At 45.5% G+C, this 20,183-nt stretch carries 16 protein-coding genes; 10 read left to right on the top strand and 6 right to left on the bottom strand.

The annotated features are described in order from the left end of the window. Window positions 1-108 precede the first annotated feature (108 nt). Window positions 109-1,230 carry a putative type IX sorting system protein PorV2 gene (locus SGRA_RS09730; protein ID WP_015692500.1) on the top strand — a complete coding sequence of 374 codons (1,122 nt, stop codon included), beginning with the start codon at window positions 109-111 and terminating at the stop codon, window positions 1,228-1,230. 435 nt (window positions 1,231-1,665) lie between these two features. On the opposite strand, the gene SGRA_RS09740 is transcribed toward SGRA_RS09730, so the two are convergent. Continuing rightward, entirely contained in the window at window positions 1,666-3,330 is a 1,665-nt protein-coding gene (locus SGRA_RS09740; protein ID WP_015691278.1) for an IS1182 family transposase, read from the bottom strand. A gap of 163 nt (window positions 3,331-3,493) precedes the next feature. On the opposite strand from SGRA_RS09740, the gene porU2 reads away from it, so the two are divergent. Next, window positions 3,494-8,461, top strand: coding sequence for a putative type IX secretion system sortase PorU2 (gene porU2 / locus SGRA_RS09745; protein WP_041329600.1), 4,968 nt, complete (start codon window positions 3,494-3,496; stop codon window positions 8,459-8,461). A gap of 199 nt (window positions 8,462-8,660) precedes the next feature. Further along, window positions 8,661-10,106, top strand: coding sequence for an IS4 family transposase (locus SGRA_RS09750; RefSeq protein ID WP_014373165.1), 1,446 nt, complete (start codon window positions 8,661-8,663; stop codon window positions 10,104-10,106). 321 nt (window positions 10,107-10,427) lie between these two features. Here SGRA_RS09750 and SGRA_RS09755 read toward each other — a convergent pair whose 3' ends face one another. Beyond that, window positions 10,428-11,096 carry a hypothetical protein gene (locus tag SGRA_RS09755; protein WP_015692503.1) on the bottom strand — a complete coding sequence of 223 codons (669 nt, stop codon included), beginning with the start codon at window positions 11,094-11,096 and terminating at the stop codon, window positions 10,428-10,430. A 423-nt stretch (window positions 11,097-11,519) separates the two neighbouring features. Here SGRA_RS09755 and SGRA_RS09765 point away from each other — a divergent pair, with 423 nt between their 5' ends. From SGRA_RS09765 to SGRA_RS09780, 4 genes are read left to right on the top strand one after another with little or no spacing between them, the layout of a single operon-like run. Then, complete coding sequence (locus SGRA_RS09765) at window positions 11,520-12,389, top strand: STAS domain-containing protein (protein WP_015692505.1); 870 nt, start codon at window positions 11,520-11,522, stop codon at window positions 12,387-12,389. Between the two features lie 4 nt (window positions 12,390-12,393). After that, on the top strand, window positions 12,394-13,248 hold the full coding sequence (locus SGRA_RS09770; RefSeq protein WP_015692506.1) for an STAS domain-containing protein: 855 nt from the start codon (window positions 12,394-12,396) through the stop codon (window positions 13,246-13,248). Between the two features lie 51 nt (window positions 13,249-13,299). Continuing rightward, window positions 13,300-14,190 carry an STAS domain-containing protein gene (locus SGRA_RS09775; protein WP_015692507.1) on the top strand — a complete coding sequence of 297 codons (891 nt, stop codon included), beginning with the start codon at window positions 13,300-13,302 and terminating at the stop codon, window positions 14,188-14,190. A gap of 59 nt (window positions 14,191-14,249) precedes the next feature. Then, window positions 14,250-14,837: a hypothetical protein gene (locus SGRA_RS09780; RefSeq protein ID WP_015692508.1), complete on the top strand. Its 588-nt coding sequence runs from the start codon at window positions 14,250-14,252 to the stop codon at window positions 14,835-14,837. A gap of 339 nt (window positions 14,838-15,176) precedes the next feature. On the opposite strand, the gene murB is transcribed toward SGRA_RS09780, so the two are convergent. Both murB and SGRA_RS09790 read right to left on the bottom strand, forming a co-directional pair. Then, a complete protein-coding gene (murB, locus tag SGRA_RS09785; protein WP_015692510.1) occupies window positions 15,177-16,175 on the bottom strand; it encodes a UDP-N-acetylmuramate dehydrogenase in 999 nt (332 codons plus the stop codon). A 4-nt stretch (window positions 16,176-16,179) separates the two neighbouring features. Continuing rightward, on the bottom strand, window positions 16,180-16,476 hold the full coding sequence (locus SGRA_RS09790; RefSeq protein WP_015692511.1) for a hypothetical protein: 297 nt from the start codon (window positions 16,474-16,476) through the stop codon (window positions 16,180-16,182). A gap of 205 nt (window positions 16,477-16,681) precedes the next feature. Here SGRA_RS09790 and SGRA_RS09795 point away from each other — a divergent pair, with 205 nt between their 5' ends. From SGRA_RS09795 to SGRA_RS09805, 3 genes are all read left to right on the top strand, one after another. Next, window positions 16,682-17,542 (top strand): STAS domain-containing protein, encoded by an 861-nt coding sequence (locus SGRA_RS09795; RefSeq protein ID WP_015692512.1) that lies wholly within the window; start codon window positions 16,682-16,684, stop codon window positions 17,540-17,542. A 124-nt stretch (window positions 17,543-17,666) separates the two neighbouring features. Next, window positions 17,667-18,539, top strand: coding sequence for an STAS domain-containing protein (locus SGRA_RS09800; RefSeq protein WP_015692513.1), 873 nt, complete (start codon window positions 17,667-17,669; stop codon window positions 18,537-18,539). Between the two features lie 2 nt (window positions 18,540-18,541). After that, window positions 18,542-19,393: an STAS domain-containing protein gene (locus SGRA_RS09805; protein WP_015692514.1), complete on the top strand. Its 852-nt coding sequence runs from the start codon at window positions 18,542-18,544 to the stop codon at window positions 19,391-19,393. Here SGRA_RS09805 and SGRA_RS09810 read toward each other — a convergent pair. Together SGRA_RS09810 and SGRA_RS23820 are read right to left on the bottom strand one after the other, a co-directional pair. Continuing rightward, window positions 19,377-19,640, bottom strand: a complete 264-nt coding sequence (locus tag SGRA_RS09810) for a 4a-hydroxytetrahydrobiopterin dehydratase (protein ID WP_015692515.1) — start codon at window positions 19,638-19,640, stop codon at window positions 19,377-19,379. The genes SGRA_RS09805 and SGRA_RS09810 overlap by 17 nt on opposite strands. A 133-nt stretch (window positions 19,641-19,773) precedes the next feature. Then, window positions 19,774-20,175 (bottom strand): hypothetical protein, encoded by a 402-nt coding sequence (locus SGRA_RS23820; RefSeq protein WP_015692516.1) that lies wholly within the window; start codon window positions 20,173-20,175, stop codon window positions 19,774-19,776. Between the last annotated feature and the right edge of the window lie 8 nt (window positions 20,176-20,183).

Here is a 20,183-nt window from a genome sequence, read left to right on the forward strand (position 1 = left end):
GGGATAAAAAGCCTAATTTTGAGCTGCTTACAGTTCTAAAACCTCTCTTTTTACGTTAAATATATAGATAGGTTTTACCGGCATTTTTTTGAACCGAAAACAATGATTATGCAGCGATTAATCTGGGGAGCCCTCATTTTATGCTTCTTTGGCCCAACTTTAACGGCCCAAAAATACAGTAACGAATTTTTATCTATTGGCCTGGGCGCCCGCGCCCAAGCGATGGGCGGGGCCATGGTGGCCCATGTCAATGATGCAAGCAGCAGCTTTTGGAACCCCGCAGGTTTGCAGGGCATAGAAACGGATTTGCAAGTCGGCTTATTGCATGCCGAATGGTTTGGCGGCATCGGCAAATATGATTATGCCGGCTTTGGTATGCCGATTAAAGGCCAAAATAAGTACTTGGGCTTTTCTTTTATCCGCTTTGGTATTGACGGAATCCCCAACACCCTTTCGCTCTATGAGGATGATGGCAGCATTAACTACAATAACGTTACCGAGTTTTCGGCGGCCGATTATGCCTTTATCTTTAATTATGCCCAAAAGTTTGGCAAATTGGCGGTTGGGGCCAGCCCAAAAGTGGTCCGAAGAGTGGTGGGTCCTTTTGCCTCTTCTTGGGGCTTTGGCGTAGATTTGGGGGCCCAATATCAATATTCTAAAAACTGGGCCTTTGGCGCTCAACTCAAAGATATTACGACCACTTTTAATGCCTGGCAATTTAGCTTTACCGAAGAGGAAAAACAGACGCTGGGCCTCACGGGCAACGAGATCCCTATCCAGTCGTTTGAAATTACCAAACCCCAAATTATCCTTGGGGCGGCCTACAAAAAAACTTTTAACCTCCCTACGCCCGAAGGCAAAAAAGCCCGCAGTATTGGCCTTTTGGCCGAGCTAGATATGGTGGCCACCACCGACGGGCAGCGCAATACCCTAATTTCTGCTAGCCCTTTTAGCATTGACCCCGCCCTGGGCCTAGAGCTCAACTATAACCGCATTGCCTATTTGCGGATGGGCCTCAATAATTTTCAGCGATTTGAGAATTTTTCTGGCGAAAAAGAACTGACCCTCCAACCCAACTTTGGTCTGGGCTTCCGCATTTCTCGTTTCTATATTGATTATGCCTTGGCCAATTTGAGCGCTAGCGCGGGCGGCTTGCGTTCTCATATTATCTCGATCAAACTGGATATTGATTACGATTACATTAAACAAGCAATTCAAAAAGAGATTTAATTGTTTTTGGGGCTTGCCGCCTTTGGCGGCCGTTCCCTTTCGGGGCTCGCAGGTCTGCTCGGCCCTGCAGCCCTGCGGGCTTTGGTCGGCGGCTGCGCCGCCCCCCTACAGGCAACTAAGCCTGCGGCGGCTAAAGCCGCCTGTAGGACGCCCTATTGGTCCAGAAAAGCGAGCGCAGCGAGCTTGGCTTAGGGATGGATAGTGGTGGCCGTAGGCCAGACCCAGGGCTTTGAAGCCTAGCGAAAAGCCCGCAGGGCCGAGCGAATAGCGAGCCACGACACAGCCCGACCCGCCCGATAACTCATGAGGGTGTTAACCCTCATTTTGTATAAGTTGGGGCTGTTGAGGAAGTCAAAAGTCATTTTTAGGACTAAAAAAATAAAAAATGTTAATAAGTGTCCATTTTTTTACAAAAAGGCAATACTTGCCCCTTAATTACCCTCTTTTTGCGGCAATACTTTTGTTATTTCTGTTAAAAAGAGTCGTTTTTGATGTTTTTGGACAGACTTCGTCCATAGTTCGAGCTTTATGCTTTGCTAGTTTGGCAATATTCATACTCATAGCAAGCAAGCCGACCTCTATATTCACCTTCTTTAATCCTCGAAGCATCAGTCGCCGAAAGCCTTTGTTTTGTTTTAGCTCTCCAAAACAGCCTTCAACATCTACTGATCTTTGTTTTCGTTTTCTAATCCCCTCTTCACTTAAAAGTAATTTTCTTGCTTTGGCTCTTAATCGCTCTAGATTAGGCGTTCTATGGATTCTTCGATTTGTAGAGGTTTTTTTATTTGAGTTCTGTTTTAAGCAGGGCTCCATCAGCGCACAGCCCTTACAGTCTGCTGCTTCATATATATTTGTTTCTTTAATGTAGCCTGACCGAAGTGTCTTTTTAGTCTCTCCTATTCGGTTTATTTTTTTCCCAACAGGACAAATATAAAAGTCACCTTTTTCATCATAGTGAAGGTTTCTAGCATTCGCAAACTCTTTTGTTTTAAAATTTCTTCGATGCTCTCTGTAAAAAGAGCCATACTTTACAAAACCCTCTATTCCTTTTTCTTCTAAAAAAAGATAATTTTCTTCGCTTCCATAGCCAGCATCTGCGGTGACTTGCTTGGGATAAAAATTATAACGCTCTTTAAATCCCTCTAAATGACGGATATAGGTGGCCATATCAGAAGATGTTCGCTCTACTGAATAATGAGTAATTACTCTATTGGATGTCGAAAATTGAATATTGTAATTTGCTTTAAGCTGGCCATTTTTTAAATGATCATCCTTAGTTTGCATAAAGGTGGCATCATGATCCGTTTTACTATAACTTCCACGGCCATCTATAATAGCTTCCTGATCTTCATAACGTTTATAGCGATCTGCAAATTTATTTATCGCCCTTAAGTTTTTTTTTTCTTCCTTGGCGATCTTTGCTTTTATTTCCTTATCTGACACTAACTGATTGATTCTATCAACAGTCTCTTGTATCTTTTCTGAGCTAGCCTTTTTTCCTAAATTTAAGGGCTCAATCTCTTGTTCCTCAGACTTATAAAGGCCTTCTAAATAAGCCCAGAAACCTTCCAGGCGCTCTCTGATTTTTTCTTTACTACTAGATAAACGATTCGCCCAAACATAAGTATAGCGATTTGCATTAGCCTCTAATTTTGTCCCATCTGTATAAACATCTTGCAAATCAACTAGACCTGCTTCTGCAAGTAGCAAAACGATATCTGTAAAAATATCTTTAAACATCTCTCCCTCAAATCCTTGTAGGCGCTTTGAGCGAAATATACTAATCGTAGAATGATCTGGAGTAGAACGGCCACTCAACCAAATAAAAGGAATACTCTCTTTTAAGGCTTTTTCTATTTTTCGAGAAGAGTAAGTGTTGTCTAAATACGCATAAATCAACACTTTAATCATCATTTTCGGGTCGTAAGATGAGCTTCCTCCACCTTTATAACTATCATATAGGCGTTTCAAGTTGACTTGTTCAATCACTTGATTGACAACTCGAACAGGGTGATCTGCTGGAATCCATGCTCCTAAATCCTCAGGAAACATGCTCATCTGATTTTGTTGGCTATTGCGAAATACAGCTTTTCTTTTCATCCTTAAATTTACAAAAAATAGACAACTTATACAACTATATACCTATATAGTTTTTCGGTAAAAGTAATTAGCTAATGTCTTTTTCAACAGCCCCTTGGGTTTCAACCCAGCGGAAGGGGAAGCCCCAAAAAAATCCCCATATTAACCTTTGAAAAATAAGATTATGCGATACCTCTACTTCTTATTCCTACTTTTTGCTGTTGGCGCTTTGCAGGCCCAAATGCATGACGGAAATTTTGGTCCAGAATGGATCAATTACAACCAATCCTATTATAAAATGAAAGTGGCCCAAGATGGCCTCTACCGACTTAGTGCGCAGGCTTTGCAAAATGCAGGCATCAATACGGCTAGTTTGCCCCTCAATGGCCTTTCGGTTTATCATATGGGCCAAGAAGTGCCGATTCAGGTAGAAAGTAGTGGTGGTCAACTGCAGTATATTCAGTTTTATGGCGAAAAACATCGGGGCGAACTGGATAAGGAGCTGTATAACAACCCCAACCATCATTTTAACCCCACTTATAGTGTTATTACTGATACCTCGGCCTATTTTCTGACCTGGAGCAATACGGGCCAAGGGCGCCGCTATGCCGATCAGGCGGCCAACCTCTCTAATTTGCCGGCTAAGGAGGATTACTTTATGTACAAAAGCGTTCGGCCCATTACTACGGCTTGGCAAAAAGGGAAAAGCTACAGCATTGCCAGCGAAGAACTGAGCAAATCGAGCTTTGAATTTGGCGAAGGTTGGGGCGGAAACCCCTTCTTGGACCAAAGTCATGCCGTGGGGATTTCTAACCTCTACGCTTCGGGCCCCGCCGCTCAAGGAGAAGTTCGTCTTTATGCTTCGGGGGCTGTCAATCACAATATTGAGGTGCAAGTGGGCGGCCAAAGTCGTTTTAATACGACTTTTGCTGGCGACAGTGTAGGGACGCACAGTTTTTCAGTGCCCTTGAGCAATCTTTTGCCCACTACTATTATGCGGATTCGGGGTTTGGCTAGTAGCAGCGACTACCTTTCGGCCAGTTATGTAGCTATTAGCTACCCTAGGACCTTTGATTTTGGTGGAGCCAATAACTTTGCCTTTGAGTTGGCGGCTAGTAATAGCCGGCAGTACTTAGAAATTACCAACTTTGATGGGGGGAGTGGTCAGAATATTTACCTCTATGATTTGACCAACGGCTTGCGCATTCGCTGCTTTTGGGATGGGAGCCGGGTCTTGACTGATCTGCCCGCCTCGGCTGTAGACCGCAAGCTGCTGCTGATCAATGAAGGCAGTACCGCTATTCAAACTATGGGCCGCTTGGAAGAGGCCAATTTTGTAGACTATAGCAACCTCAATGCAGATTATATTATTGTTACGCATGCTAGCTTGCGTCAAAATAGCCTAGGCAATGACCCCGTTTTGGAGTATGCCGCCTATCGGGCCAGTACGGGCTATAATCCCGTGATTATTGAGGTGGATGACATCTTTGACCAGTTTGGTTATGGGATCAATAAGCATCCTGTGGCCCTACGCAACTTGGCCAACTACTGCAAGCAAAATTGGAGCGATCCACAATATATATTTCTCATTGGGAAGGGCCGAACCTACACCCAAATGCGAAACTTTCATACCTACGACCATCTGATTCCCACCTTTGGCTATCCCCCTTCCGATAATTTGCTGATGGCGCCAATTGGTAGCGATGTGCCCGCTATTCCCGTAGGCCGCTTGGCCGCATTGACGGGGGACCAAGTGAGTCTTTATTTGAACAAAGTTAGAGATTATGAAAATGAACGTTTAAATGCAACTTCTGACCTCCTTGGCCGAGGCTGGACCAAAAATGTCATTCACTTAGGTGGGGGCCAAAATAGCACGGAGCAAAACATTATCCGACAGAACTTGAATAATATGGGGACCACCATTTCTGCTAGCCGATTTGGCGGAAATGTCACTTCTTTTTTCAAAACTTCTACCAACCCCATTCAGGCCGCTCAGTCAGCCTACCTAGATTCTTTGATCAATAGTGGGGTGAGTTTGATTACCTTCTTTGGCCACTCTTCAGCCAATAGTTTTGACTTTAACCTAGACCGGCCCGAAAACTACAGCAATGCCCGCCGCTATCCTATGTTTATGTCTTTGGGTTGTTATGCTGGAACTGTCTTTGAAGACGGAGCCCGAATTAGTGAGTCTTTTATTTTTGAGGAAAATGCGGGAGCTAGTGTCTTTCTTGCCTCTGTAGGGGCAGCTTCGCTCTCGGCCCTCAATGTGTTTGCTGGCCAGTACTATTATCAGGCGAGCCAAAACCAATACGGCCAAGGAGGAGCTAAGATTACTCAAAAAACGATTGAGGCTTTAGAGAATGGGACCTTTTACTCCACTACGGTTCAAATGGCTAGCCATTATATGGTCTATCATGGCGACCCCGCTATCCCCCTGAGCATCTCGGAGCGGCCTGATTATTATGTCGATAATAACTTAGTCAGCCACAGCCCCAATACGGTCACTACACAAATGGCAGACTTTGAGTTGGTGGTGGACCTCTATAATCTAGGAACTGCCATTGATACCTCTTTCTGGATCGAGATTAACCGGGAATATCCCAATGGCAACCGGGCCTTTGTGAGTCGAGAGTATATCACGGCCCCCAATTTTTATAAGGAGTTGCGCCTGACGGTTCCCGTAGAAGGGCAGCCCGCTTTAGGCATCAACTATTTTGATATTAGTATAGATGTAGATAGTGAAATTGATGAGCGACCACAACCCAGCGCAGAACAAAATAACCAGGTCCTACGCTATCCGGTCCAAATTCTTTCCGATGCCATTCTCCCCGTTTACCCTAGGGAGTTTGCTATTGTGCCGCAGCAAAATATTAGTCTAAAGGCCTCTACGGGAAATACCATGGCCCAACGCCAGACTTATGTCCTGCAAATAGATACTACCGCCTATTTTAATAGCCCTTTGATGCAGCAAACAAGTATCAGTCAGGGCGGAGGGCTTGTGGAGTGGCAGCCCAATATGAGCTATACCGATAGCAGCGTTTATTATTGGCGAGTGAGCCCCGATTCTATTGATCCGACTATTGGCTACAGCTGGGCGACTAGCTCTTTCATTTATATGGATGGTAGTTATCCGGGCTGGAACCAATCGCATTTTTTTCAGTTCAAAAGAGATCAGTTTAATAACTTAGAGCTAGAGGAACCCCAAAGAAATTTTGAGTTCATTACTTCTTTGCAGGAAATTACCCTAGCCAATGGCTTTACGCCCTCACCCCTACACCCTGAACAACTAGCCACTTACCTCAATGGTAATTTGGTCGATAAATGCCGCTGCCATAATAATAGAGGGGTTTATGTGCAGGTCATTGATTCTTCTGACCTGACGATTTGGACCCTAGGCGGTGGCCAAAGCCAATATGGGGCGGTTAACTGTGATGGGGCTGGACGAACGGCCTCGGTATTCTTATTTGAAACCCAGCAAACTAGCGCAGCCCTAGACCTAGAGCGCTTTTTGGCCGATTCTATTCCAGATGGCTATTATGTATTAGTCTATACCTTGAATGATGCTAATGCCGATAACTGGCCCGCTAGCCTAATTGGCGAGTTGCAAAACCAAGGCGCCCAACAATTGCCTGGCCTGACGGCTGCCGTAGGTGGCCTACCTTGGGCCTTTTTCTACCAGAAAAATAATGCAAGTTTTCCCTACCGAAGCGAAGCCCTAGGGGCCAGCCAAAACGATATTATTGGCCTCTCTTGCCTGATGCCTGGCAACTGGGATAAAGGTAGTTTGCTCTCTACCCAAATTGGGCCCGCCCAAAATTGGTATTCTTTCCATTGGGAGCCGGCCAATCTCGACAGTAATGATGTAGTAGGGGTAGACCTCTATGGCATTGAGGCCAACGGAAGCCGCCAATTGCTCCTGTCCAATATTGTGGCCCAAAATACTAGCCTGAATAGTATTGATGCCAATCAGTATCCCAAATTGGAGTTGGTCTGGAAAACCGAGGACGAACTAAGCCGAAGCTCTGGCCAGCTCGCCTATTGGCGCATTTTGGCCGATTTGGTGCCAGAGGCCGCTCTGCGACCCGAACGCTTTAGTGTTATTCAATATGATACGGTGGACCAAGGGCAGCCTTTTGACTTTAATGTCCAAATGGAGAATATTAGCCCGCTAGATATGGATAGCATTTTGGTCAAATACCAGCTGCTAGAAAATGGCAGTACGATCAATTATAAACGCTTGGCCCCCTTGCCCGCCGGCGATAGCCTGCGCACGGGCCTACTTACGGTCTCTACCGATAATCTATCGGGGCCCCAGCAATTGTTGGTCGAAATCAATCCCGATAATGATCAAGCCGAGCAATATCACTTTAATAATTTGGCCCTGGTCAATTTCTTTGTGCGCCAAGACCGCATCAACCCGCTACTAGATGTGACCTTTGATGGGCTGCGCATCATGAATGGCGATCTCGTTTCAGGCAAATCTCAGGTGGTGGTTTCTTTGTCTGATGAAAATAAATGGTTGGGCCTAGATGAGGTGGAGGACTTCCAGCTTACGCTGCGCCACCCTAGCCTGCCCAATGGCGAAACCCAACTCACGCTCAACAGTCCCTTGGTCCAAAACCTAGAGTTTCTGCCCGCCGATGCCCAAAATTTAGTAGTCGAAAATAAGGCGCAGCTCGTTCTGGACCTCGATCTAGAGTTTGATGGAACCTACACGCTCTTTGTTTCGGCTGCCGACCGCAGCGGAAATAATTCTGGAGAGCTAGATTACAGTATTGATTTTGAGGTGGTCAACCGCCCCATGATTTCCGATTTCCTCAATTATCCCAATCCTTTTACCTCGCAAACGCAGTTTGTCTTTACCCTCACGGGCCGAGAATTGCCTTCTTACCTCAAGATCCAAATCATGACGGTAACGGGCAAGATTGTCCGCGAAATTAGTATGGATGAGCTCGGCCCCTTGCATATTGGTGTCAATAGAACCGAATTTGCCTGGGATGGCACCGACCAATTTGGCGACCGCCTAGCTAATGGGGTCTATCTTTACCGCATTTTGGCCAAAACTGCCGATGGCGAATCTTATGAACGTTACCTTAATAAGGCCAGTAGCTTTACAGAACAGGGCTTTGGCAAAATGTACCTGATGCGATAAGCCTTTTTTTATTTTCTTTAGGGTCTCTAGCCTGATGGCTAGGGGCCTTTTTTTATGGTTTTGGGGCCCGCGGCCGGCTAGGCTTCGCCTAGCTCGGCCGCCGCTATGCTGCGCCGCTTGGGTTGACCCACTTTTAAAAATAAGCTTAACTTAGCTCTAAATCAAGATTTATATGGACAGTACAAAGGTATCTTCATTTATGCTAAATAAGCAATCAGTGAGAGTATGTTATAGATTAGCAGAGAGTCTAAAAAATAATCCTAACCCACATTTAACAAATGTAGCAAAAACTGATGCAGACCGTAAGGCTTTCATGAGGTTGTTATCAAACAAAAATCTTACTGAGGAATACATTCAATTTGAGTTTATTGGCAAAAGTAGGGAGTCTATGAAGGTGGTTGAAGAAAAGCTTCTGGCCTTTCACGACACCTCTGAAGTTGTACTGAATAAGCAAAGAAATAGACTAACGGACAAAGAGGGTTTAGGCCCTGGAGGTCGGGAAACAAATTTGTCTGTATTTCTTCACATGGCTCTACTATATGGTCGAGAAAGCTTTCATTATCATGGCTTAGGAGGTGTTCAGCTTTATAATCGATATAAAAATAGAGTAACTTGTAAGGAGGCTGAAAATAGAAATACGGGTCATTTTAGAGGTGAAATTACGAGATGGAAAGTAAATGTAGAAGAGACAGAATCTGCGTTAAAAGTAATTAACGACCTAATTGATATTTTACATGTTTGTGATCGAGAAGGAGATGTTTATCCCATGATGGAAAGTTTTTTCAGACAGCATATTAAGTTCTTGATTCGGTCTCGAACAGATAGACGAGCAACGATTTGGGAGGATGGCAAAAAGATTCCATTATGTGATGTCTTTGAACATTATCCAGCAGACTTTGAGACGACAGAAACGGTCAAGAGTAGCCGTAAAAAACTTAACGGGAAGAAGCTAGTTGTTCGATCTAAAAAAGTGACTTTTGCCGTTCCCAAATCTTGTAAGTATGTTCTTGGCGAACCAAGGCCTAAACCAATGACAATCAATGTTATTGAGGTCTTTGAAAAGGGCAAAGGTTTTTCAAAATCTGCCGCTAGAAAAAGAAGCCGAACAAAAAAAGATCATGATGATGAAACCATCAGTTGGCGCTTACTCACAAATGAAGAAATCAACAGCGAAGAAGAGCTCTTAGAGCTTGTTCTTTGCTACCGCAAGAGGTGGTTAATTGAAACATACTTTAAATATTTAAAATCAGATGGCTTTGATATTGAAAACATATGTTTAAAAACAGGTAAAGCTATCCGCAAAATGATACTTATGGCAATCAGTGCATCTGACAAGGTCCTTAAGCTTAAAGAAGCTGGACTTAACCAAGATAATGAGACTCCAGCAACCTCTATTTTCACAGAAGATGAAGTAGAAGTCTTAGATCTTATATTTAAACAATATCTAAAAGGCGAAAGCCAAAGCCCTTCTTTGCGTAACCCATTTACCTCTAAATCAATAGCTTGGGCCTATTGGATCATAGCAAGGTTGGGCGGATTTAATGGCGCAGTGAAGAAAACTAGGCATGCCGTATCCGTCAAGAAAATAGGACTAGGGTTAGAGAGATTCATATTTATGTATGATGGATATCGATCCCTAAATTGACACCGCTATAAAAAGTGGGTCAACCCAAGGCTGCGCCGCTCGCAGGTCTGCTCGGCCCTGCGTCGCTTCGCTCCTGGGTCTGGCCCTGCGGGCCACGGCTGCGCAGCGCTGGGCCGCTCAGCGGTCTTTTTTCTTTTGGCGGTTTTCTTCGGCGGTGGGGCGCTTCTTGGTTTTTGCTGCTTTTGAGTTTGCCGCTAAAGCCTTCAATTAACGCAGACCCTCGGAAGGGGTAGCGCACACCCTCGGAGCAATTGGCTAAACCCTCTGGGAGACAGAAAACAAAGGCCCAAAACCAGCTTAGTTTTGGGCCTTATTGCTTCTTTATTCTTTTTGGGCTTCCTTTTGGGCTCGTTCGTAGAGGCGTTGGAGTCGTCTTTGGATTTCGGGAACAGCTCGGCGGAGGCGGGGGAGGCTTTGGTTGTGCACCCAAGACTTTCGGATAATAGTTTGGCTAGGGAAGGGGGGGCGCAATTGGCCCTTGAGGGGGCGAAGTTGGAGCGAATTAAAGGTATTGGCTCCTCCTGCGGGTTCATAGTAGAGCCAATAAATAGCGAGCGAGTCGGGCATGCTTATACTAGGGTCTTTTTCTCCTTGGGCATTGAGCAAGACCTGGCTGCGGCCGCCCTTACGGATATATTGGGCAGAGGTATCGTAGCAAAAATAGAGGGGACAAAAATCAAAAGTATCTTGAAGGGCTCGAATAATGGTTTGGTTAATGGCTTGAGTTTCCGCTTGCATATTTTGGAGCAGGCGTTCTACTTTTTTGCGTTTTTTGGCCTTGAGGTTTTTATTGGCCAAGAGTTTTTGGTAGTGCGCTGTTTTGAGGTGGTTACTTTCTAGGCGGAAAACAAGCAGGCCATTTTCTTTTAGTTCTTGGCTAGCTTGGAGGGCCGCCTGAAAATCGGCTTTGCTGTTGATGAGCTGGGCCGAAAGGCCAGCGGGGCCAAGCAGCAGGCCCAAACAAATAAAAAGACGAAATAGATAAGACATATAGTAAATAAATTTTGCTCCAAGATAAGGAGAATTTGGCGTATGCCTGCTGCGGTTGCTGGCCCGTTAGAAGGGCGAAGCCCTTGGCCTAGCGATGTGCAGCAGTGGCCCGCAGGGCCAGACCAAAGCGCGAAGCGCTGCAGGGCCGAGCGAAGAGCGAGCTGCGAAACGTAGCGCCGACGACCGAAGGGAGGCGGAGGCCCCAAAAAAACAGCAGCGAGCTGCGACAACAAGGACTTTAGTCCGCAGTTCGACGACCGAAGGGAGTAAACGTAGCGCCGACGACCGAAGGGAGGCGGAGGCCCCAAAACAGCAGTGAATAGATAAATTAACTAACAGTTCATTCTATTTTAAGCTATAAATTGTGAAAAGCGCTAAGGATCAGCTACTTTTGTGGGCATTTTAGGGGATCAAAAAAACAATATGCAAGAAAGAGTTGTTTGGACCAAAGATGCAGACTACTACAAAGAGCAATATTTAATTTCGGCAGAAGAACTGGCGGTATTGCGGGCGGCTGGCGAGCAAATTTCGGCAGAGCGGCGGCTGGTATACGATGCCCTTTATGACTGGATGCGGAAATCGGAGCGCTATGCGGCATGCTTTAATGAGGAGTTGATTAGAGCTATTTCTTTGGATGAAGAGGTTTTTTGGGATGATGTGGTATTGGGGCGTTTGACCGATACCTATGTGAATACACAGCGGAATTATGGGGAACATTTTTCGATGGCGGGCTTGAGTTTAGAGTCTTTCATTGGCATATTGACCTGTTTTCATGAGCATATTCGTTTTGCTTTTATGCGCAATGGTTTGGCGACTTTTGAGCTAATGACGGCCTTTAAGAAATTTGCTCAGGTGGCGGTAGACATTGTGACGGAGGTCTATAATCATAAAATGGCCTGCACCTTACAGGAGCAGAATGACAGCTTGCGAGAATTATCGACCCCTGTAGCTCAGATTTGGGAAGGCGTTCTTCTATTGCCTTTGGTGGGGTTTATAGATTCTAAGCGGGCCCAAGACATTATGCAAAGGATGTTGGCTGAAGTAGGAGAAACTCAGTCGAAATTTTTTATCTTGGATATCAGTGGGGTAGCGATAGTAGACACTGCTGTAGCCAATCACTTAATCAAGATGAGCAAGGCGGCCAAACTGATGGGATGTAATTGTATTATCTCTGGAATATCGGGGCCTATTGCGCAAACCATTGTAGAGCTAGGGATAGACATTGATGAAATACGGACGACAAGCAGTATGCGAGATGCCTTGCGCCTAGCAATTCAAGAGCAGAAAGAATAAATATATGGCCATAGTAAAAATTAACAAACAGCGGTATTGGAGCATCTTTATGCTAGAGGAAGAGGATCTATTGCTTGTTCGGCGGGCGGGAGAAGCGATTATGTCTCGGCAAGAAGCTGTTTTTGAGGAATTTTATGCTTGGTTGGAGTTTCAGCCAGAGTATAGCGCAGACTATACCGAAGAAATTATTGAGCGCTTTGATCAGCAGTCGGCAATATTCTGGAAGCATATTTTATCGGCTCAGGTCGATGAGGAGTCGGTCCATTATCGGGAGCGTCTGGTGCAGGACCTGCTTAAATTGGGTTTGCCTTTTGAGGCTTATTTGTCGGCTACTTTTGCCTTTCATGAGCTGATTGAAAAAGCCTTTGTGCAAGAGGGGGTGGCTAGCTTTGAGCTAATGCAAGCCTTTAAGAAAGTGAGTAGTGTGGGGGTCTTTATTGCCATAGACACCTTTAATAATGAGATGAACAAACAGCTGCAAGAGCAAAATGATATGCTGATGCAGCTCTCTACTCCAGTGACCCCAATTTGGGAGCAAATTTTACTTTTGCCCGTGGTGGGGATTGTCGATTCTTTTCGGGCGCAGAACATTATGACCGCCGTCCTGCAGGAGATTGCCGACTATCAGGCCAAGGTCTTTATTTTAGACATTTCTGGAGTGGGCGTAGTGGATACTGCCGTTGCCAACTACTTTATCAAAGTGAGCAAAGCGGCGAATTTGATGGGCTGTGAATGTATTATTTCGGGGGTAACGCCAGCCGTGGCCCAAACCCTAGTGGAGTTAGGGATAGATATAGAAAACATACAGACCAATGTAAATATTAAGGAGGCCCTTAAGACGGCAATTGGACAAATATAATTTTTTTCACTATCTTGTTTGCCCATAAATTTCCCGAAAATTGTTTGATATATGAAGAAAGGCGAAATTTCCTATAGCCGCTATGCTCCTATGTATATGTTTACGGAAGAGCGCTTGGAGCTAATTCGTCAGGCCGGGCGGGAAATTGCAGAAGCAAAGGAAGAAATCTTTGAGCTTTTTTATGACTCCTTGCGCCTACACCCTACCTTTTCTGAGCAGTATAACGAAATTGTTATTGAGCGATTTGCTCAGGACCAAGAGGGCTTATGGCAGCACATTTTAGAGGCCAAGATGGATGATGAGTTTGTGCGTTATCGCAGTCAGTTGGTTCGTGACTTACTACAGATAGGTTTGGCTTTTGAGGCTTGCTTTACGGCCATTTTTGCTTTGCATGAGTTTATTGAATTGAAGTTCATGGAGTACAATTTGGCTAGCCTAGATTTGCTCCAAACCTTTAAGCGAATTTGTAGCCTAGGAGCATTAATTGCCATTGACACCTTCAACCAAGAAATCAATCAGCAGCTAGCAGATCAAAATGAGATGTTGATGCAGCTGTCTACTCCCGTAACGCCAATCTGGGAAGATATTTTGCTCTTGCCCATTGTGGGGATCGTGGATTCTATTCGGGCCCAAACCATCATGTCGGCGGTGCTTCAAGAAATTGCCGAGCGGCAGGCCAAGGTCTTTATTCTTGATATTTCTGGAGTGGCCATTGTAGACACAGCCGTGGCCAATTACTTTATTCGGGTGAGCAAGGCGGCCTGGCTAATGGGCTGCAAAACGATTCTATCGGGTATTTCGCCAGCCATTGCCCAAACATTGGTAGAGCTAGGCGTAGATACGGGCCGCCTGAGCACCAGAAGCAATATGCAGGATGCTCTAGAACGGGCCTTTAGTTGGACGGGCCGGGCGGTTCTGGAAAAAAGAAAGCAAAAAGGCTAGGGCTTTAATTCTTTTTAAGTAATTTAAACTATCCCCTCAAACTACTTAATTGGAATATTATGGCAGAATTTAAAGCTTTTACAGAGCATATCGAAGTGAATGCGACCACCGTACTCTCTTTTATTTATTCTATGAAAAGAGGGCAAGACAAACGTTTGGCCTTACTAGAAAAGCATGGGATCAAGCCCGAAGAAGGCGGCTGGTACCCACAGCAAAAATGGCTAGATGCTTTTGAGGAGCTCAGCCAAACGGTGGGCGATATGAATCTCCTCTTAATCGGAATGGCCATTATCGAAAATGCCAACTTCCCCCCCTTCAACTCGCTAAAAGAAGGCCTAGAGGTTATTGATGTGGCTTATCATATGAACCACAGAGACCAAAACGGTCAGCCGCTTTTTAATCCAGAGACTGGCCAAAAAACGGAGGGTATTGGCTGCTATGATTTGCAATACTATAACGAAGAAGAGCAAACAGCTATCATGTATTGCCGCAATCCCTACCCCAGTAAATTTGATCAAGGCATTATCACGGCCCTTTGTCGTCGTGTTCGCCCCGACAGCATCAAAACAATTGATGTCCGTCCAGATTTGGATAAGGAAAGAAGACCTAAAGGGGGCGATTCTTGCACCTTTATTATCAACTGGTGATTAATTTGGGGCTGCCCCGCCCTGCGGGCGGGTCGGGCTGTCTCGCAGCTCGCTGTTCGCTCGGCCCTGCAGCGGCAAAGCCGCTTTGGTCTGCCGCCTTCGGCGGCCCTGCTGCCCATCCCTCAGCCAGATTTAATTGCACTGCTTTGGCCATAGTTTGCTATGAATTTTTGGCTAGGCTAGCTATTTTTTAAGAGCATAGCCTTCGCTATGGTCGAGAAAAATAGGGACGACTAGCAGGAAATTGCTGCAAACTATAAAAGTGAGTGCGTTTAAATCTGGCTATTGCCGAGGCGCTGCGCGCCTTTGCGGGCGACTTGGCCGCCCTGCCTAACGCAATTAGGGCCAGTAATTCACCTCCGGAACCAAGTTAACCCCAAATTTTTGAGCAATATCTTGCTGCACCGCTTCCGCCAACTGAACAATTTCTTGGCCCCTAGCCTCGGCATATTTGACCAAAACCAAGGCTTGCCGCTCATGTACGCCTACGGCTCCCATTCGCTTGCCTTTCCAACCCGCCTGATCAATCAACCAGCCCGCTGCCAGCTTTAGCCGTCCATCCGCCTGCAGATAATGGGGCATCTTCGGATATTGGGCCAACAGTTGCTCTAGCTTTTCTGCAGCCACCAAAGGATTTTTGAAAAAAGAACCCGCATTGGGCAGCTCTTTAGGATCTGGCAATTTAGATCTCCGAATCCGCATTACAGCCTCCGCCACCGCCCGAATACTCAAAGGCTGATCGCCTATCTCTTCCCGAATATTGCCATAGTCTAAACGATAGGAGGGCTGCCTGCGCAGCTTCAAGACCAAAGAACAGATGATAAACCGCCCCGGATAAAGCGATTTGAAGATGCTGTCTCTGTAGGCAAATTGACAGTCTGTAGACTCAAATTTGCAAAAGCGCTGCTGCTGCATATCCCAGGCTTGTATCAAATGACAAACTTCCGAAAATTCTACCCCATAAGCCCCAATGTTTTGCACAGGGGCCGCCCCTACAGAACCCGGAATCAAGGCTAGGTTTTCTAGGCCCGCCCAATTGTTGGCCAAAGAATATAAAACCAACTCCTGCCAGTTCTCTCCAGCAGCTACTTCTAGGTAAACAAACTCTTGGTCTTGCCCCACTAAACGCTTCCCCTTGAGCTGGTTGTGAATAACTAGACCCGGCAAATCTCCAGCTAGCAAAATATTAGAACCCCCACCCAAAATGTAGTTGGGCCGATTCCGCCAATCAGATAATAAGGCCAATTGGTCCAAACGCTCAAGGGCCAAATAGGCCTCGGCCTTGGCCGAAATCCTAAAGCTATTGAGCTCCTCTAAGGAATGTTGATACTGAATCATCGCTTTAGGTATACATTAAGATAAGTACGCAAATTGTCGCAATAGTCGTCAATACTGTCGACATGCGAACCGTGAATCGAATCCCCCCGCAAAATTGCCGAATCGCCTTTTCTTGCTCCGGATACTTAGGAATAATTTCCTCCTCTAGCTTTTTTACACTAAAAATATGACTAGCCCCAAACTCTACCCGGTTTTTAACCAATACCCCATAGGCCTTCACAACCTTAACCCTCGAGTAAATCACCAAGGTCAAAATGGCAAAAAAGCAAATGATCGTAATACTGATGAGTATATTCTCCATTTTGTAATTCTCTGTTTTAAGGGCCAAATATACATATATTCTGAAAGCTAAAAGGACTTAAGCACCCTCTAAAGCTGCTCGCCAAAGACAAAATAAAAACAGAGGCTCCCCTTTTTTATTTTAGCAAAAAAAAGCGAAAAGAATCAATACCATTCTTCTTTCTTATTTTAAGTAAATAACTTAGACCAATAAATCCCCTCAAGAAATGCTAGCTATAAAACGAGATCTACTATACTACAAACGACAGTACTTTATTACTGCCCTAGATTTGGCCCATCTTGCCAATGCCGCAGAACAAATGCAGGCAGAACGCCGCAAAGTCTTTGATGAACTCTATGACTGGATGCGCAAACATGAAGATTTTGCCCCTTATTACCCAGAAGACCTCATTGCCGCCCTAGCCGCCAATGAAAAACTGTTTTGGGATAATACGATTGAAGGCCGATTCAATGAAGACTATATCGCTACCGAAAAAGCCTACGGACAAAAGTTTGCCCAAACAGGTATTCCCCTAGAAGCCTATATCGCAGTCCTCTTAGCCTTTCATGAGTTCCTCTATCAAGCTTATCAGCGACAAGGCCTAGCCTCTGTAGAACGAATGATGGCTTTCAAAAAGTTGTCGCAGGCTTCTATCGAGATTATTACTAGCCTCTACTCAGATACTAACTTAAAACAACTGGAAGAACAAAATGAAGCCCTCAGAGAACTCTCTACTCCCGTAGCCGAAATCTGGAACGGAATCCTCCTGCTCCCTCTTGTCGGCTTTATCGACTCTAAACGAGCTAAGGATATGATGGAGTCTATGCTCTCCAATGTCTCCGAAAAACAAGCTAAGGTTTTTATTCTCGATATCTCCGGTGTCGCTATTATCGATACCGCAGTAGCTAACCACCTCATCAAAATGACTAAGGCCAGCCGCCTAATGGGCTGCAATTGTATTATTTCAGGAATCTCAGGCTCTATCGCCCAAACTATTGTCGAACTAGGTATCCAAATTGACGAAATCCAAACTACTGGCAGTATGCGCGACGCCCTAGCATTGGCCATGAAACAAACCCAATCCTAAATAATTCGCCCTACCCACACTTTTTATTTTTCCTACTGAGCTGTTTTTAAGCCTTTTACTAGAAAAAAAGAAGAGAATATTTTACATTAAATGTAAATATAAATAATGCTAAGAGTAGAAAGTTATGGAACTGAAAAAATGGGAGAAATCAGTAGACTTTTATAAGCAACAGTACTTCATCTCAGATGAAGACTTAAATTGCATCCGCCAAGCCGGAGAACAGATTATGGACCAGATGCGCTGGGCCTATGATCAGCTCTACCATTGGATGCGCCAACATAAACGCTACGAAAAGTATTATACTGAAGAGCTCATTAGCTTACTCGCCGAAGAAGAGGAACTCTTCTGGACCGATATCGTCCTTGGTCGCCTCTCCGATGAGTATATTCATACCGAAGCAGTCTATGGCCTAGAGTTCGCCAAAATGAATATTCCCCTAGAAGGCTATGTGGGCACTCTGGTGGCTTTCCATGAGTTTATCCGACAAGCCTATGTCCGAAAAGGTATCCAGAGCTTTGAACTGATGTCGGCCTTCAAAAAGTTTACGCAGGTGTCTATTGATGTGGTGACCGAGGTCTACCAAGATATTATTAGCCACCAACTCGAAGAACAAAATGAAGCCCTCCGAGAACTCTCTACTCCCGTAGCCCAAATTGCCGAAAATGTGCTGCTGCTTCCCCTAGTCGGTTTTATCGATTCTAAACGGGCCAAGGATATGATGGAGTCTATGCTCTCCAATATTGCCGAACAACAAGCCAAGGTCTTTATTCTCGATATCTCCGGGGTGGCTATTGTCGATACCGCCGTGGCCAATCACCTGATCAAAATGACCAAGGCTAGCCGCCTGATGGGCTGCCATTGTATTATCTCTGGCGTTTCTGGCCCCATCGCCCAAACGATTGTCGAACTGGGCATCCAAATTGACGAAATTGATACCCGAGGCAGTATGCGCGACGCCCTAGCCGCCGCCCTTAAACAATTACAATCTGCAAATTAAAAATGAAGGAAATTAATATCCAGCACTATAAAAAAAAGTACTTTATTAAAGAGGAGGACCTAGAAGACCTTAGAGCTGTAGGCTCTCAACTCGAAACAGAGTTTAGAACTACTTTTGATAGTTTTTATGCCTATGTAGATGAGGCAATTCCTCTAGATTTAGGCTATAAGAACCAAACGATGGGCCTTATTCGCCAAGTAGAAAAAGAGCTCTGGCTGGATATCGTAGCCGCTAGATATAATGAGCAGTTTATTAGTTCTTCCTATAATTTTGGACACTACTTTGCCCAAACTGGAGTCCCCCTAGAGGTTCACAATGAACTCCTGTTTAGGTTATTTGAAGCCTTTTATCAAGCTTACAAACGAAAAGGACTAAACACTGGAGCTAGAGTGCAAACAATCAGTCGGATGTCTCGAACTGTCCTCGATATTATTTCTGAGGTCCATAATAGTTTTATGCAGTCTCAACTCGAAGAACAAAATGAAGCCCTCCGAGAACTCTCTACTCCCGTAGCCCAAATTGCCGAAAATGTGCTGCTGCTCCCTCTAGTCGGTTTTATCGATTCTAAACGGGCCAAGGATATGATGGAGTCTATGCTCTCCAATATTGCCGAACAACAAGCCAAGGTCTTTATTCTCGATATCTCCGGGGTGGCTATTGTCGATACCGCCGTGGCCAATCACCTGATCAAAATGACCAAGGCTAGCCGCCTGATGGGCTGCCATTGTATTATCTCTGGCGTTTCTGGCCCCATCGCCCAAACGATTGTCGAACTGGGCATCCAAATTGACGAAATTGATACCCGAGGCAGTATGCGCGACGCCCTAGCCGCCGCCCTTAATCGCAATCTTTAAATTGGGCATAAAGAGCCTCTATTTTAGCCGCCAAACGATGGTCCCGCTCTGTAATCGTATTGCCCGCATCATGGCTGCATAAACGAATCTCCAAACGGTTGTAGACATTGTACCAGTTCGGATGATGATCCCATTTTTCAGCCCAAAAAGCTACCTGCGTCATAAAACCAAAGGCCGCTACAAAGTCCTCAAATATAAATTCAGCCACTAGCTGCTGCTGCTCTTCTCTAAAGTGTTGGTAGTCCATTTTTTTGTTTTTTTTGGGGCCTCCCGCCTTCGGCGGGCGCTACGTTTCAGGGCTCGCAGGCTTGCTCGGCCCTTCAGCCGCCAAAGGCGGCTTCGGTCTGGCCTTCGGCCACCCTTTCACATCGCTAGGCCACTCAACAGACTTCTTTGCGCCTATTGTTTTTCTTCGGCCGCATTGCTGCACATCGGTTACTCCCTTTGGTCGTCGAAGACGCCCTGAAGGGCTTGTTGTGGCCGCTGAATAAAGGTTTTTGCGCCCATTGTTTTTCTTCGGCCCCAAAATAATAAAGCCCAGTTTGTTTTAATAGAAATAGCAGAACAAGATAGGTCCAATAGGCGGCAAAGCCGCGCAGCGCGATTAAATCTGGCTGAGGGATGGAAAGTGGTGCGGCAAAGCCGCAGACCCAGGCGCTGAAAGCGCCGCAGGGCCGAGCAGACCTGCGAGCCACGATACAGCCCGACCCGCCCGCAGGGCGGGGCAGCCCCAAAAAAGAAGCAGCAACACTCATTTTTTCCTCCTCTCCAAATGACTGCAAAAATTAAA

The organism is Saprospira grandis str. Lewin (genome assembly GCF_000250635.1).
In the GTDB taxonomy this organism is placed as follows: domain Bacteria; phylum Bacteroidota; class Bacteroidia; order Chitinophagales; family Saprospiraceae; genus Saprospira; species Saprospira grandis.

Coding starts and splice junctions, on each gene's coding strand:
- SGRA_RS09770 (WP_015692506.1), top strand. CDS start 12,394: ATGGCCATAGTAAAAATTAACAAACAGCGGTATTGGAGCATCTTTATG.
- SGRA_RS09730 (WP_015692500.1), top strand. CDS start 109: ATGCAGCGATTAATCTGGGGAGCCCTCATTTTATGCTTCTTTGGCCCA.
- SGRA_RS09740 (WP_015691278.1), bottom strand. CDS start 3,330: ATGAAAAGAAAAGCTGTATTTCGCAATAGCCAACAAAATCAGATGAGC.
- SGRA_RS09765 (WP_015692505.1), top strand. CDS start 11,520: ATGCAAGAAAGAGTTGTTTGGACCAAAGATGCAGACTACTACAAAGAG.
- SGRA_RS09805 (WP_015692514.1), top strand. CDS start 18,542: ATGAAGGAAATTAATATCCAGCACTATAAAAAAAAGTACTTTATTAAA.
- SGRA_RS09750 (WP_014373165.1), top strand. CDS start 8,661: ATGCTAAATAAGCAATCAGTGAGAGTATGTTATAGATTAGCAGAGAGT.
- SGRA_RS09800 (WP_015692513.1), top strand. CDS start 17,667: ATGGAACTGAAAAAATGGGAGAAATCAGTAGACTTTTATAAGCAACAG.
- SGRA_RS09775 (WP_015692507.1), top strand. CDS start 13,300: ATGAAGAAAGGCGAAATTTCCTATAGCCGCTATGCTCCTATGTATATG.
- porU2 (WP_041329600.1), top strand. CDS start 3,494: ATGCGATACCTCTACTTCTTATTCCTACTTTTTGCTGTTGGCGCTTTG.
- SGRA_RS09780 (WP_015692508.1), top strand. CDS start 14,250: ATGGCAGAATTTAAAGCTTTTACAGAGCATATCGAAGTGAATGCGACC.
- SGRA_RS09790 (WP_015692511.1), bottom strand. CDS start 16,476: ATGGAGAATATACTCATCAGTATTACGATCATTTGCTTTTTTGCCATT.
- SGRA_RS09755 (WP_015692503.1), bottom strand. CDS start 11,096: ATGTCTTATCTATTTCGTCTTTTTATTTGTTTGGGCCTGCTGCTTGGC.
- SGRA_RS09795 (WP_015692512.1), top strand. CDS start 16,682: ATGCTAGCTATAAAACGAGATCTACTATACTACAAACGACAGTACTTT.
- murB (WP_015692510.1), bottom strand. CDS start 16,175: ATGATTCAGTATCAACATTCCTTAGAGGAGCTCAATAGCTTTAGGATT.
- SGRA_RS09810 (WP_015692515.1), bottom strand. CDS start 19,640: ATGGACTACCAACACTTTAGAGAAGAGCAGCAGCAGCTAGTGGCTGAA.